The following is a 12,759-nucleotide window of genomic DNA, read 5'->3' as shown; positions in this document are numbered from 1 at the left end:
GGGCATGAGTGAAACCGTCACCGTCCCGGCCGCCTCGAAAACGGCCGCACCGCCCGCGCTCGGCGGGCCCGGGCTGTTCACCGTCCTGCTGGCCGCCGCGCTGCCGCTGGTCGACTTCTTCATCGTCAACGTGGCCCTGCCGGCCATCGGCACCGATCTCACGGCCGGCGAGGCCGTGCTGGAACTGGTCGTCGCCGGGTACGGCGTCGCGTACGCCGTGCTGCTCGTGCTGGGCGGCCGGCTCGGGGATCTGTTCGGCCGGCGCCGGCTGTTCCTCGGCGGCATGGCCGCCTTCGGGCTCACCTCGCTGGCCTGCGGACTGGCGCCGGGCGCCTGGACCCTGGTGGCGGCCCGGGTCGCCCAGGGCGCCTCGGCCGCCGCGATGCTGCCCCAGGTGCTCGCCACCATCCAGGCCGCCACGAGCGGCCCGCGCCGCGCCAAGGCCATGAGCCTGTACGGCGCCACGGCCGGGCTGTCCATGGTGGCCGGGCAGATACTCGGCGGGGTGCTGGTCGCCGCCGACCTCGCCGGGACCGGCTGGCGGGCGATCTTCCTCGTCAATGTGCCGGTGGTCGTGCTGGGCCTGGTGCTCGCCGCGCGGTTCGTGCCGGAGACGCGGTCGCACCGCCCGGAGCCCGTGGACGGGCCGGGCACGGTGCTGCTCGCGGTGTCCCTGCTGACGCTGCTCGCGCCGCTCACCGAGGGCCGGGCCGCCGGCTGGCCCCTGTGGACCTGGCTCTCGCTGGCCGCGTTCCCGTTCGCCGTGGCCGCCTTCTGGACGGTGGAGCGGCGGGCGGACCGCGCCGGGCGCACCCCGCTGGTGCCGCCGAGCCTGTTCCGGGTGCCGTCCATGCGGCGCGGTCTGGAGCTGATGGTGCCGTTCTCCATCGGCTTCAGCGGGTTCATGTTCATGATCGCGCTGGCGCTGCAGCGGGGCGCCGGGCTCGGTCCGGTGCCGGCCGGACTGGCGCTCACCCCGATGGCCCTCGCGTTCCTGTTCGTCTCGCTCGCCGGGCCCCGGCTGATCTCCCGGTACGGCACCCGGGTGGTCACCGCCGGAGCCGTGCTCCAGGGCGTGGGCGTGCTGCTGATCGTGCTGGCCGCCCTGCGGTACTGGCCGCACCTGGGCCTCGGCGCGCTGCTGCCGGGCGCGGCCGTGGCCGGTGCCGGGCAGGCGCTCCAGCTGCCCAATGTGCTGCGGATCGTGATGTCCGAGGTGCCGCCCGCCCGGGCCGGCGTCGGCAGCGGTGTGATGGTCACCACCCAGCAGGCGGCCCTGAGCCTGGGCGTGGCCACGCTCGGCACCCTGTTCCTGACCCTCGTCCCGCATCTGGGCATGCGGGACGCGCTGGTCACCACGCTGCTGGTGCAGCTGGCCGGGATCGTGCTGACCGGCCTGCTGAGCCTGCGGCTGCCCCGGACGGTCGGCTGAGACGGGCCGGGCCGAGGCCACGGCTCGGCCGGCATCCCGTGAACCGCCTCCTGCCGAGGCCGGTCCTGCTGCACACTCCTTGCGGTCGGGTGTGCCGGACACGGGGAGGCGTCATGCCGCAGGACAACAGCACGAGCAAGGTCAGCCGCTGGGACGGGCACGGCCGGGAACACGTGGTCCGGGTGGAGCGCACCGGGATGCAGCGCACGATCAGGTGCGACACCTGCGGCTGGCGCAAGGGCGCCCAGTTCCTGCCCTGGCTGAAGGCGGAGGAGCACCTGGCCGAGGCCCATCAGGCGACGGTGGACCCGGCCGCACCCCGGCAGCCCGCACGCCGAGGACCCCGGCCGCCGTCGGGCAGCCGTCCCGCCGAGGGCCGAGGGTAGGAGCGCGGTGTGCGTACGGAAACCGTTCCACCCGTTCCGGCCTGCGGTTCTCACCGCAATCCGAAGCTCCGGCCGGCCGTCCCGAGTGGCCGGGTCCCCGGGCGGGCGCCAGCCTGGGAAGGTCCATCGAGCGACAGGACGGGAGACACACATGACCTCCGTACTCCGTCACCACTGCCTGCGCGCGCTCGGCACCGGCGCCCTGTCCATGGCGCTGCTCGCCGGCGGGACGGCCGGAGCGCTCGCCGCCGGCTCCGCCGCGAGCCCCGCCGACGGCACGGCCACGATCAGCGCCAAGGCGGACAAGTCCGAGGTGAAGGCCGGTGACCAGGTCGTGTTCACCGGGCGCACCAAGGGCCTGAAGATCGGCGACCCGCTGGTGCTCCAGCACGAGAAGTCCGGCAAGTGGACCTCGCTGCGGGCGACTTCCAAGATCAAGAAGGGCAGCTCGTACGCCCTGATCGCCAGGCTCAACACCAAGGGCACCGAGCATCTGCGGGTCGCGAGCCTGCACTCGTCCGGGAAGGTCTACTCGCCCACCGTGACGGTCAAGGTGAACTGAGCCCGCGCACCAGCAGGTTCACGACCGCCTCGAACTCCTCCTGGACGCCGGGCCGCTGCCACTCCCGGGCGTAACCGGGGTCGTGGAAGCGGCCGGTGGCGTGGAAGACGGCTCGGGCAGCGGCGGCCGGGTCGGGCGCGTCGAAGGCGCCCGACCCGGCACCGTCCTCGATGATCCGGGTCAGCTGCCCGGTCAGGTCGTCGATGTGCTCGCCGACCGCCGTGACGTTCTCGTCGGTCAGCACCGTGTAGGTGGCGAACAGCTCGGGATCGTCGCCGGCCTTGTGCCGCTTGGCCTCGAACAGGGCCGCGAGCCAGGCCCGCAGCCGCTCCTCGGGGCTGCCGCCGGCGACGACGATCCCGGCGAGCTTCGCCGACGTCCGGTCGAGCCAGCGCTTGGTGACCGCCTCGCGCAGCACCGCCTTGGTCCGGAAGTGCCGGTAGACACTGCCGTGGCTGACGCCGAGCGCGCGGGCCACGTCGACCACGGTGGCCTTGGCCGGGCCGTGCCGGCGCAGCACCTCCTCGGTGGCTTCGAGGATGCGCTCGGCGGTCAGGGTCTCGCTGGTCGGTGGCATGCCTAGACCGTACCCGTCACCGGGAAGGGCGCTCGCTGTCGAGGTGTGCCATCTGCGCCGAGGGGTAGCGGTCGCCGGCCGCCGCGTCCGCCGGGACGGCCTGCTCGATCGCCGCGAGGTCGGCCGCGTCCAGCGTGACCTCCAGCGCGCCCAGCGACTCGCCGAGCCGCTCGCGGGTGCGGGCGCCGACGAGCGGCACGATGTCCTCGCCGCGGGAGAGCACCCAGGCGATGGCGGTCTGCGCGACCGTCGCGCCCTTCTCTTCGGCGATCTTGCGCAGGGCCTCGACCAGGTCCAGGTTGTGCTGGAGGTTCTCGCCCTGGAAGCGGGGCGAGTGGGCACGGAAGTCGTGCGCGGCCAGCTGCCGGTCGCGGGTGAAGTGGCCGGAGATCAGGCCGCGGGAGAGCACTCCGTAGGCGGTGATGCCGATGCCCAGCTCGCGGGTGGTCGGCAGGATCTCGCGCTCGATGCCCCGGGAGATCAGCGAGTACTCGATCTGGAGGTCGGCGATCGGGGCGGTGGCGGCGGCCCGGCGGACGGTCTCGGCGCCGACCTCGCTCAGGCCGACGTGCCGGACGTATCCCCGCTCGATCAGTTCGGCGATGGCGCCGACGGTCTCCTCCACCGGCACGTCCGGGTCGAGGCGGGCGATCCGGTAGACGTCGATGTGGTCGACGCCGAGGCGCTGCAGGGAGTAGGCGGCGAAGTTCTTCACGGCCGCCGGGCGGCCGTCGTAGCCGCTCCAGCCGCCCTCGGGGTCGCGGAGGGCGCCGAACTTGACGCTGGTCAGGGCCTGTTCGCGCAGGGCGGGGGGCGCGCTGCGCAGGGCTTCGCCGATGAGCATCTCGTTGTGGCCCATGGCGTAGAAGTCGCCGGTGTCCAGCAGGGTCACGCCCGCCTCCAGGGCGGCGTGGATCGTCGCGACGGACTCCGCGCGGTCGGCGTCGCCGTAGAGCGCGGACATGCCCATGCAGCCGAGGCCGAGGGCGGAGACACGGGGGCCGGTGGTTCCGAGGTTTCGGGTGTGCGTCGTCATGCCTCCACCATGACATGACGGCTGACAGATTTCAATATCTGTCATTCCATAGCTGTCAGCGGGTGCGCCCAATTGGTCCAGACCTATTGACGACAGGTCTGGACCAAGAGCAGTGTCATGTCTACGACACCTCGCCGATTCCCCCACCGGGAGGCCCGATGCTCCGCCGCACCCTCCGCCTGCTCACCGCCGCCCTGACCACCGCCGTGCTCGCCCCGCTCGCCATCGCCGCCGCGCCCGCCGCCTCCGCCGCCGACACCTGCGCGGTGAAGTCACGGCCGGCCGGCAAGGTGCTCCAGGGCTACTGGGAGAACTGGGACGGCTCCGCCAACGGCGTCCACCCGCCCTTCGGCTGGACCCCGATCACCGACTCCCGCATCCCCGCCCACGGCTACAACGTGATCAACGCGGCCTTCCCGGTGATCCGCTCCGACGGCACGGCGCTGTGGGAGGACGGCATGGACGCCGGCGTGAAGGTGGCCACGCCCGCCGAGATGTGCGCGGCCAAGGCGTCCGGCCAGACGATCCTGCTCTCCATCGGCGGCGCGACGGCCGGCATCGACCTGAACTCGTCCGCCGTCGCCGACCGCTTCGTGGCGACGATCGTCCCGATCGTGAAGAGGTACAACTTCGACGGCATCGACATCGACATCGAGACGGGCCTGACGGGCAGCGGGAACATCAACCAGCCCTCCGCCTCCCAGGCCAACCTGATCCGCATCATCGACGGGATCCTCGCCCAGATGCCGTCGAACTTCGGCCTGACGATGGCCCCCGAGACGGCCTACGTGACCGGCGGCAGCATCACCTACGGCTCGATCTGGGGCGCCTACCTGCCGGTCATCAAGAAGTACGCCGACAACGGCCGCCTGTGGTGGCTGAACATGCAGTACTACAACGGCAGCATGTACGGCTGCTCCGGCGACTCCTACTCGGCCGGCACGGTGCAGGGCTTCACCGCGCAGACCGACTGCCTGAACAAGGGGCTGGTGGTCCAGGGCACGACGGTGAAGGTGCCGTACGACAAGCAGGTGCCGGGCCTGCCCGCCCAGTCCGGCGCGGGCGGAGGCTACATGTCACCGTCCCTGGTCTCCCAGGCGTGGAAGCACTACGGCACCTCGCTCAAGGGCCTGATGACCTGGTCCGTCAACTGGGACGGCGCGAAGAACTGGACCTTCGGCGACAACGTCAAGGCGCTGCAGGGCCGCTGAGCGCGGGCGGACACACGGATGCCGGGCGGGCCGACATCGGCTCGCCCGGCATCCGGGGTGGGTGACTAGGCGCCCAGCAGACGCTGCGCCAGGTAGCCCTCGATCTGGTCGAGGGAGACGCGCTCCTGCTTCATCGAGTCACGCTCGCGCACGGTGACGGCGTTGTCCTCGAGCGTGTCGAAGTCGACGGTCACGCAGTACGGCGTACCGATCTCGTCCTGGCGGCGGTAGCGGCGGCCGATGGCGCCGGCGTCGTCGAACTCGATGTTCCAGTTCTGCCGCAGCGCCTGGGCGAGACCCTTGGCCTTCGGGGACAGCTCCGGGTTGCGGGACAGCGGGAGCACCGCCACCTTCACCGGGGCGAGGCGGTGGTCGAGGCGCAGCACCGTGCGCTTCTCCATCTTGCCCTTGGCGTTCGGCGCCTCGTCCTCGACGTACGCGTCGAGCAGGAAGGCCAGCATGGTGCGGCCGACACCGGCGGCGGGCTCGATGACGTACGGCGTCCAGCGCTCCCCGGCCTCCTGGTCGAAGTAGGAGAGGTCCTGGCCGGAGGCCTTGGCGTGGGCGCCGAGGTCGTAGTCGGTGCGGTTGGCGACGCCCTCGAGCTCGCCCCACTCACTGCCGCCGAACTGGAAGCGGTACTCGATGTCGGCGGTGCGCTTGGAGTAGTGGGAGAGCTTCTCCTTCGGGTGGTCGTACCACCGCATGTTCTCCTCGCGCAGGCCCAGGCCGGTGTACCAGTTCCAGCGCTGCTCCATCCAGTACTCCTGCCACTTCTCGTCCTCGCCCGGCTTGACGAAGAACTCCATCTCCATCTGCTCGAACTCGCGGGTGCGGAAGATGAAGTTGCCGGGCGTGATCTCGTTGCGGAAGGACTTGCCCATCTGCGCGATGCCGAACGGCGGCTTGCGGCGCGAGGTGGTCTGCACCTGGGCGAAGTTGGTGAAGATGCCCTGGGCGGTCTCGGGGCGCAGGTACGCGACGGAACCGGAGTCCTGGGTCGGGCCGAGGTGCGTGGAGAGCAGGCCGGAGAACTGCTTGGGCTCGGTGAACTGGCCCTTGTTGCCGCAGTTCGGGCAGTTGATGTCCGCCAGGCCGTTGGCCGGGGCGTGGCCCTTCTTCTCCTCGTACGCCTCCTCCAGGTGGTCGGCGCGGAACCGCTTGTGACACGAGGTGCACTCGGTCAGCGGGTCCGTGAAGGTGGCGACGTGGCCGGAGGCGACCCACACCTCGGAGGCCAGGATGACGGACGAGTCGATACCGACGACGTCCTCGCGCGACGTCACCATGTAGCGCCACCACTGACGCTTGATGTTCTCCTTGAGCTCGACACCCAGCGGTCCGTAGTCCCAGGCGGCACGCTGTCCGCCGTAGATCTCACTGCACGGGAAAACGAAGCCACGGCGCTTGCTCAGGCTGACGATGGTGTCGATCTTGTCGGCGGCCACGGTGCTCTCTTCATTACGACGACGGGCGTTGAAGCGAGATGCTTCCAGCGAATGATTCAGGTTACCGGCGCAGGCTCCCCCACGACCAAATCGGCCCCCGCTCAGACCACCTGATGAGCGTTGTTGACAACGGTTTCCATATTTGTTGAAAATGACTGTCATGAACGTACGACGACGCCTCATACCCGCCGCCGCGGTCGCCGCGGTCACCGCACTCGGGATCGGCACGCTCTCCGCCTGCTCGGGCGAGAGCACCGCAGCGACCGGCACCGGCAAGTTCGACGTCGTCGCGTCGTTCTATCCGATGGCCTTCCTCGCCGAGCGGATCGGCGGGGACCACGTCCACGTCACCACGCTCACCTCCCCCGGCCAGGAACCGCACGACCTGGAGATCAGCCCCCGGCAGATCGCCTCGCTCGAGGAGTCCGACGCGGTCCTGTACCTGAAGAACCTCCAGCCCTCCGTCGACGACGCGGTGGCCCAGTCCCCGGTCGCCACGAAGATCGACGCGGCCTCCCTGACCGCGCTGGAGGAGCACGGCAACGAGGTCGGCGGCCACGCGGCCGAGCACGACACCCACGCCGGCGGCGAAGGCTCGGGCAAGGACCCCCACATCTGGCTCGACCCGGTGAAGTACGCCCAGGTCGCCGAGGGGGTCGGCAGGGCCTTCGAGAAGGCCGACCCCGAGCACGCCGCCGACTACAAGAAGAACACCGCGGCCCTGGTGAAGCGGCTGGACGAGCTGAACGCCCGGTTCGAGAAGGGGCTGGCGCACACGGAGAGCAAGGTCTTCATCACCACGCACGCCGCCTTCGGCTACCTCGCCGAGCGCTACGGACTCACCGAGGAGGCGATCAACGGCCTCGACCCCGAGTCGGAGCCGAGCGCCGCCCGGGTCAGGGACCTGGAGAAGATGGCCGCGGCCGACGGTGTCACCACCGTCTTCTACGAGACCCTGGTCAGCGACAAGACCGCGCGGACCGTCGCAGCCGACGCGGGCCTGAGGACCGACGTCCTCGACCCCCTCGAAGGCATCACGGACAAGTCCCGCGGCAAGGACTACTTCGCGGTCCAGGAGGCCAACCTCAAGGCGCTCCAGCAGGCCCTGGGCGCCAAGTGACCGGCACGGAGGACACCACCATGAAAGAGCCCGTCATAGCCCTGCGCGGGGTGACCGCCGAACTCGGCGCACGTCCCGTGCTGCGCGGCATCGACCTCACCGTCGGCCGCGGCGAGGTCGTCGCGCTCCTGGGCGCCAACGGCTCCGGCAAGTCCACGGCGATCCGCGCGATCATCGGCCAGGTGCCGGTCAGCGGCGGCACGATCGAGCTGTTCGGCGCCCCGCGCCGGTCCTTCCGGGACTGGGCGCGCGTGGGCTACGTACCGCAGCGCACGACGGCCGCGGGCGGCGTTCCCGCGACGGTGGCCGAGATCGTGTCCTCCGGGCGCCTGTCCCGCACCCGCTTCGGTGTCTTCCGCAAGAGCGACCGGGAGGCCGTGCACCGGGCCCTCGACCTGGTCGGCATGGCGGACCGCGCCAAGGACTCGGTGGGCGCCCTCTCCGGCGGCCAGCACCAGCGGGTGCTGATCGCCCGCGCGCTGGTCGCCGAGCCCGAACTGCTGATCATGGACGAGCCGATGGCGGGCGTCGACCTGGCCAGCCAGGAGGTACTGGCCCGCACGCTGCGCGGGCAGGTCGAGGCCGGTGCCACGGTCCTGCTCGTCCTGCACGAACTGGGCCCGCTGGAGCCGCTGATCGACCGGGCGGTCGTCCTGCGGGACGGCTGTGTGCTGCACGACGGGCCGCCGCCGCGCGCGGTCGGCCAGCACGCGCTGCCCGGCCACGACCACGTACACCCGCACGCACCGGCGGGCACCGAACCGATCCGCACGGGACTGCTGAGCTGATGGACTTCCTGAACTACGCCTTCATGCAGCGGGCGCTGCTGGCCGCCGTGCTGGTCGGCATCACCGCGCCCGCGGTCGGCATCTACCTGGTCCAGCGCCGCCAGGCCCTGATGGGCGACGGCATCGGGCACGTGGCCATGACCGGTGTCGGCCTCGGCTTCCTCCTCTCCACCTCCCCGGTGTGGACGGCGACGGCCGTCTCCGTCCTCGGCGCGGTGCTGATGGAGCTGATCCGCTGGTACGGCAGGACCCGCGGGGACATCGCCCTGGCGATGCTCTTCTACGGCGGCATGGCCGGCGGTGTGATGCTGATCAACCTCGCGCCGGGCGGCTCCAACGCCAACCTGACGTCGTACCTGTTCGGCTCGCTGTCCACGGTCTCCCCGTCCGACGTGAACGCGATCTGCGTGCTGGCCGCGTTCGTGCTGCTGGTCACGCTCGGCCTGCGCCGCCAGCTGTTCGCGGTCAGCCAGGACGAGGAGTTCGCCCGGGTCACCGGTCTGCCGGTGCGCGCCCTGAACCTGCTGACGGCGGTCACCGCGGCGGTGACGGTGACGGTCGCCATGCGGGTCGTGGGCCTGCTGCTGGTGTCCGCGCTGATGGTCGTCCCCGTGGCGGCGGCGCAGCAGCTCACCCGCAGCTTCACCGTCACCTTCGTGCTCGCGGTGGTGATCGGGATCGCCGTGACCGTCAGCGGCACGATCACGTCGTACTACCAGGACGTCCCGCCGGGCGCCACGATCGTGCTGCTGACGATCGCCGCGTTCATCGCGCTGACCGCGCTGGCCGCCCCGCTGGCCCGGCGACGCGCCCGCGCGGCGGCCGCCGCGCAACCCGCGGGCGACCCGGCGGAGTGCTCGATTCCGGCCTCGCGCGGGGCCGGCGACGAGGTCGGCGTCTGACCGCCGGTGGCCCGGGCTGGCACAATGGCCCGGGCACGAGCGATCGAAGGAGGCAACGGTGACGACCGCTGGACCGCCCGTGAAGGGCCGCGCGACCCGCCAGCGTGCAGCCGTGGCGGCGGCCTTGGACGAGGTCGACGAGTTCCGCAGCGCGCAGGACCTGCACGACATGCTCAAGCACAAGGGCGACTCGGTCGGGCTCACCACCGTCTACCGCACGCTCCAGTCCCTCGCCGACGCCGGCGAGGTCGACGTCCTGCGCACGTCCGACGGCGAGTCCGTGTACCGCCGCTGCTCGACCGGCGAACACCACCACCACCTGGTCTGCCGCGCCTGCGGCAGGGCGGTGGAGGTGGAGGGTCCGGCGGTGGAGAAGTGGGCCGAGGCGATCGCCGCGGAGCACGGGTACGTCAATGTGGCCCACACCGTGGAGATCTTCGGCACATGCGCCGAGTGCGCGTCGGGAACCGCCTGAGGCGCTACACCCTCGGCAGACGGCTGTCGAGCAGGGCGCGGAGGCGGTCGATGTCGGCCGGGTCCCCCGCGCCCCGTTTGACCAGGACGTTGGCGCAGCTGCCCGCGCGGTCGGGGCTGCGCAGCACGAACACGCGGTCCCCCTCCGCGTAGCTGCCGAAGTTGCTCCACAGCATCCGTGCGTCCCCCTTGGCCCCCGCCGTCCGCACCCCTTCCTCGTCCACGGTCACCCGCAACGGCCCCTGGTGCGCGACGGCCTTCATCATCTGGCGCCCGGCGAGGCGCGGCCAGAAGTACAGCAGCACGGCGTACAGGACGATGCCGAACGGATAGACGTCCAGATCGCCCGTCCCCGCCTCCAGCGCCAGCAACGCCACGCCCAGCAGCCCGAGGGTGATGATGACGGGCGGCCGGAAGACGAGGCCGGACTTCCTCTTGCGCACGATCAGCGCGATCGCTTCCGCCAGGTCGCCCTGCTGCTGCTCGTACTCCAGCACGACGTCGCTCTTCGGCCGCTCCGCGGCACGCTCCTCGGTCATGGCCCCTCCCCGGTCCGACGACACTGAGCGGTGATCGTAACCGCGGCCCGCGGCGGTCTCAGCCGCGTCCGAAGCAGCGTTCCAGTTCGTCCAGGTCGTAGAAGGCGCTGCCCCTCGTGATCGGGCGGCAGCCCGCCTTGAAGGCCGTCTCCTTCTCGTTGTAGAGCATGCGCAGCAGGTAGCGGTCGCCCTTCTTGAACACGTCCCACTGGATGTTGGCGCCGAGCGGAGCCACGGACGCGCCCCGCCAGGGGTTGCCGGCGTAGGTGTACGGCTCGCCCGGCGCCGCGGGCCGGGTGCTGCCCGGCAGGCCCATCAGCGCGGCCAGCGGGATGATCTCCTCGGCGTGGGTGAAGCGGAGTTCGGCGCCGAGGTCGCTGGTGCCGTTCCGCTTGGCCTCGACCTGCCGGAAGAGGTCGTCGAGGAGGACGCCGGCCATCCGGTACGTGATGTCGCTGCCGGCGAAGCCGGGGCCCTTCTCGTAGAAGTCCTCGGCGTCGCCCAGGTACCCGAACCAGGCGGCGTCGGTGCGGGAGAGGTAGCGCTCCATGCCCCAGCCCTGGCCGTCCGGGCTCTCCTCGCTCATCGCCGGGGCGATGGCGTACAGGTTGTAGACGGCCCGGGCGGCGCCGGCCTGGTCCGGGATCCGCGCGACGAAGGGCTCCGTGAAGATCCTCCGCAGGACGCTCCGGGCGGCCTTACGGGTCCTCGGCTGGTCGGTGATGCCCTTCAGGGTGTCCTTGAGGCGCTGGTCGTTCTCGATGTAGTCGCGGTAGGCGGCGCCGCCCGCCGCCTTGTGGAAGTACAGCAGGTCCTTGTCGGTGCGGGCGGGACCGATCAGCGGCTCGAGGCCGGGGGCGGCAGCGGCGAGCGCGTGCGTGAACTCGGTGCCGCTGTCCACGGCCCGCCCCTGCCCGGAGCTGACGACGTCGATCTTCTCGCCGGTGTCGGCGATCTCCGCGAACAGCGACGGCAGCCGCCGCTCCATGCGCACGGCCGCGTCCGCCAGCTCCTGCCGCCCGCGTCCGCTCAGGCTGCCGTAGCCGGCCTTCGCCATGGCGGCCTGCAGGGCGCGTACCTTCGGCCCGAACTCCTCGCCCCCGCGGGTGAGTTGCCCCGCCTCCTCGGCCTTGTCCCACAGGGCGAGGATCAGGTCCCCGTCCTCGCTGTCGGTGGCCGTCCGGGACCCGTGCCGGGACACGTTCTCGGTGAAGACCGGGGCGAAGCCGGCCGGGGCCTTCTGATAGCCGCGCGGGTTCTGCCGGGGCGCGTACGGCGCCTTCGTGCCGTAGCTCTCGCGGTGTGCGGGGCCGTCGGCCGCGTGCGCGGGCAGGGCGGTGAGCAGCAGGGCGCCGAGGGCGAGGGCCGGAGCGAGTCGTCTCATGAGTCCCGCATCCTCGGCGGCCCGGGTGAATCCCGCGTGGCTACGAGGTGGAATCACCCTTCATCGCGGCCTCCATCGCGAGGAGTTCCTCGTTCGGGACGGCTCCGCCGAAGCGGCGGTCGCGGGAGGCGAACTCGAGGCAGGCCCGCCACAGGTCACGGCGGTCGAAGTCGGGCCACAGCACGTCCTGGAAGACCATCTCGGCGTACGCGCTCTGCCAGAGCAGGTAGTTGGAGGTGCGCTGCTCGCCGCTCGGGCGCAGGAACAGGTCGACGTCCGGCATGTCCGGGTAGTACAGGTACTTCTGGATCGTCTTCTCGTTGACCTTCGACGGGTCGAGCCGGCCCGCCTTCACGTCCTCGGCGAGGGCCTGCGCCGCGTCGGCGATCTCGGCACGGCCGCCGTAGTTCATGCAGAAGTACAGGGTGAGCAGGTCGTTGTCCTTGGTCTGCTCCTGGGCGACCTGCAGTTCCTTGGCGACCGACTTCCACAGCCTGGGCATCCGGCCCACCCAGCGCACCCGGATGCCGAGGGCGTCGAGCTGGTCGCGGGTCTTGCGGATGAAGTCGCGGTTGAAGTTCATCAGGAAGCGGACCTCGTCGGGCGAGCGCTTCCAGTTCTCGGTGGAGAAGGCGTACAGGGAGATGTTGCGCACACCGATCTCGATCGAGCCCTGGAGCACGTCCAGCACGCGCTCGGCGCCGATCTTGTGCCCCTCGGTGCGCGGCAGGCCGCGCTCCTTGGCCCACCGTCCGTTGCCGTCCATGACGATCGCGACGTGGCTCGGCACCAGCTCGCCCGGGAGCTTGGGCGCGCGGGCGCCGGACGGGTGCGGCTCCGGAGCCTCGTACTCGCGCCGCTGACGCCCCAGGATCCCGCGTACGACCATGTCCTTCTCGT

At 71.3% G+C, this 12,759-nt stretch carries 14 protein-coding genes; 8 read left to right on the top strand and 6 right to left on the bottom strand.

The window, feature by feature from the left end; translation table 11 throughout:
- The first annotated feature begins 4 nt into the window (after window positions 1–4).
- The 3 genes from ACF073_RS13445 to ACF073_RS13435 all read left to right on the top strand — a co-directional run bounded on the left by ACF073_RS13445 (window position 5) and on the right by ACF073_RS13435 (window position 2,380).
- A complete protein-coding gene (locus tag ACF073_RS13445) occupies window positions 5–1,432 on the top strand; it encodes an MFS transporter (RefSeq protein ID WP_392069397.1) in 1,428 nt (475 codons plus the stop codon).
- A 113-nt stretch (window positions 1,433–1,545) separates the two neighbouring features.
- Window positions 1,546–1,818 (top strand): hypothetical protein, encoded by a 273-nt coding sequence (locus tag ACF073_RS13440; protein WP_392069395.1) that lies wholly within the window; start codon window positions 1,546–1,548, stop codon window positions 1,816–1,818.
- A gap of 151 nt (window positions 1,819–1,969) precedes the next feature.
- Entirely contained in the window at window positions 1,970–2,380 is a 411-nt protein-coding gene (locus ACF073_RS13435) for a hypothetical protein (protein ID WP_392069394.1), read from the top strand.
- Here ACF073_RS13435 and ACF073_RS13430 read toward each other — a convergent pair.
- Window positions 2,367–2,957, bottom strand: coding sequence for a TetR/AcrR family transcriptional regulator (locus ACF073_RS13430; RefSeq protein WP_392069392.1), 591 nt, complete (start codon window positions 2,955–2,957; stop codon window positions 2,367–2,369). The genes ACF073_RS13435 and ACF073_RS13430 overlap by 14 nt on opposite strands.
- Window positions 2,958–2,973: 16 nt before the next feature.
- Window positions 2,974–3,993, bottom strand: coding sequence for an aldo/keto reductase (locus ACF073_RS13425; protein ID WP_392069390.1), 1,020 nt, complete (start codon window positions 3,991–3,993; stop codon window positions 2,974–2,976).
- Between the two features lie 158 nt (window positions 3,994–4,151).
- Here ACF073_RS13425 and ACF073_RS13420 point away from each other — a divergent pair, with 158 nt between their 5' ends.
- Window positions 4,152–5,204, top strand: coding sequence for a chitinase (locus ACF073_RS13420; RefSeq protein WP_392069388.1), 1,053 nt, complete (start codon window positions 4,152–4,154; stop codon window positions 5,202–5,204).
- Window positions 5,205–5,269: 65 nt separating this feature from the next.
- Here the strand turns inward: ACF073_RS13420 and ACF073_RS13415 are convergent, their stop codons facing one another.
- On the bottom strand, window positions 5,270–6,652 hold the full coding sequence (locus ACF073_RS13415) for a glycine--tRNA ligase (protein WP_392069387.1): 1,383 nt from the start codon (window positions 6,650–6,652) through the stop codon (window positions 5,270–5,272).
- Window positions 6,653–6,812: 160 nt separating this feature from the next.
- On the opposite strand from ACF073_RS13415, the gene ACF073_RS13410 reads away from it, so the two are divergent.
- The 4 genes from ACF073_RS13410 to ACF073_RS13395 are packed head-to-tail and all read left to right on the top strand — an operon-like array spanning window position 6,813 to window position 9,937.
- Complete coding sequence (locus ACF073_RS13410; protein WP_392069385.1) at window positions 6,813–7,772, top strand: metal ABC transporter substrate-binding protein; 960 nt, start codon at window positions 6,813–6,815, stop codon at window positions 7,770–7,772.
- Window positions 7,773–7,792: 20 nt separating this feature from the next.
- Window positions 7,793–8,560 carry a metal ABC transporter ATP-binding protein gene (locus tag ACF073_RS13405; protein ID WP_392069384.1) on the top strand — a complete coding sequence of 256 codons (768 nt, stop codon included), beginning with the start codon at window positions 7,793–7,795 and terminating at the stop codon, window positions 8,558–8,560.
- Window positions 8,560–9,462, top strand: coding sequence for a metal ABC transporter permease (locus tag ACF073_RS13400; RefSeq protein WP_392069382.1), 903 nt, complete (start codon window positions 8,560–8,562; stop codon window positions 9,460–9,462). Before ACF073_RS13405 ends, ACF073_RS13400 begins: the two co-directional genes overlap by 1 nt.
- 58 nt (window positions 9,463–9,520) lie before the next feature.
- Window positions 9,521–9,937 carry a Fur family transcriptional regulator gene (locus ACF073_RS13395; protein ID WP_392069380.1) on the top strand — a complete coding sequence of 139 codons (417 nt, stop codon included), beginning with the start codon at window positions 9,521–9,523 and terminating at the stop codon, window positions 9,935–9,937.
- 4 nt (window positions 9,938–9,941) lie between these two features.
- Here ACF073_RS13395 and ACF073_RS13390 read toward each other — a convergent pair whose 3' ends face one another.
- From ACF073_RS13390 to ACF073_RS13380, 3 genes are read right to left on the bottom strand one after another with little or no spacing between them, the layout of a single operon-like run.
- Entirely contained in the window at window positions 9,942–10,475 is a 534-nt protein-coding gene (locus ACF073_RS13390; protein WP_392069378.1) for a YcxB family protein, read from the bottom strand.
- A 58-nt stretch (window positions 10,476–10,533) separates the two neighbouring features.
- Window positions 10,534–11,859, bottom strand: a complete 1,326-nt coding sequence (locus tag ACF073_RS13385; protein ID WP_392069376.1) for a histidine-type phosphatase — start codon at window positions 11,857–11,859, stop codon at window positions 10,534–10,536.
- Between the two features lie 40 nt (window positions 11,860–11,899).
- Window positions 11,900–12,748 (bottom strand): isoprenyl transferase, encoded by an 849-nt coding sequence (locus tag ACF073_RS13380; RefSeq protein ID WP_392069374.1) that lies wholly within the window; start codon window positions 12,746–12,748, stop codon window positions 11,900–11,902.
- Window positions 12,749–12,759 lie beyond the last annotated feature (11 nt).

The organism is Streptomyces sp. NPDC015171 (genome assembly GCF_043079545.1).
Lineage (GTDB): Bacteria > Actinomycetota > Actinomycetes > Streptomycetales > Streptomycetaceae > Streptomyces.
This window is presented reverse-complemented; position numbering and strand designations above follow the sequence as displayed.